Raw genomic sequence first — 722 nt, forward strand, 5'->3', positions numbered from 1 at the left:
GGTGCTGCGCCGCGCCCGCGACGGTGTGGTGCTCAACGCCGACGAGGCCGCCCTGGCGATGACCGCCCGCGGCGATGACCTGGCCGATTTGTGTGCCAGCGCGGCACGGGTCCGCGACGCCGGGCTGGTCTCGGCCGGGCGGGTCGGGCCCAGCGGCCGGTTGCCGGTCAGCTACTCGCGCAAGGTGTTCATCCCGGTCACCCACCTGTGCCGCGACACCTGCCACTACTGCACGTTCGTCACCGTGCCCGGCAAGCTGCGCGCCGCCGGCGCGGGCATGTATCTGGAGCCCGACGAGATCCTCGACATCGCCCGCCGAGGCGGCGAACTGGGCTGCAAGGAGGCGTTGTTCACCCTCGGTGACCGGCCCGAGGACCGCTGGCCGGAGGCGCGGCGGTGGCTCGACGAGCGCGGCTACGACTCCACGCTGTCCTACGTGCGGGCGATGGCCATCCGGGTGCTCGAGGAGACCGGCCTGTTGCCGCACCTGAACCCCGGGGTGATGAGCTGGTCGGAGCTGTCGAGGCTCAAGCCGGTCGCGCCGTCGATGGGCATGATGCTGGAGACCACCTCGCGGCGATTGTTCGAGACCAAAGGGCTGGCCCATTACGGCAGCCCGGATAAGGACCCGGCGGTGCGGCTGCGCACCCTGACCGACGCCGGCCGGCTGTCCATCCCGTTCACCACCGGGCTGCTGGTCGGCATCGGGGAGACCCTGGCCG

Annotated in this window: 1 protein-coding gene; it reads left to right on the top strand. The window is 71.9% G+C overall.

Features of this window, described 5'->3' with window-relative positions; genetic code table 11:
- Position 1 precedes the first annotated feature (1 nt).
- On the top strand, positions 2–722 hold a 721-nt coding region (cofG, locus tag BKN37_RS27390; RefSeq protein WP_083342092.1), incomplete at its 3' end, for a 7,8-didemethyl-8-hydroxy-5-deazariboflavin synthase CofG.

It is taken from the genome of Mycobacterium talmoniae (genome assembly GCF_001854525.1).
GTDB lineage: Bacteria > Actinomycetota > Actinomycetes > Mycobacteriales > Mycobacteriaceae > Mycobacterium > Mycobacterium talmoniae.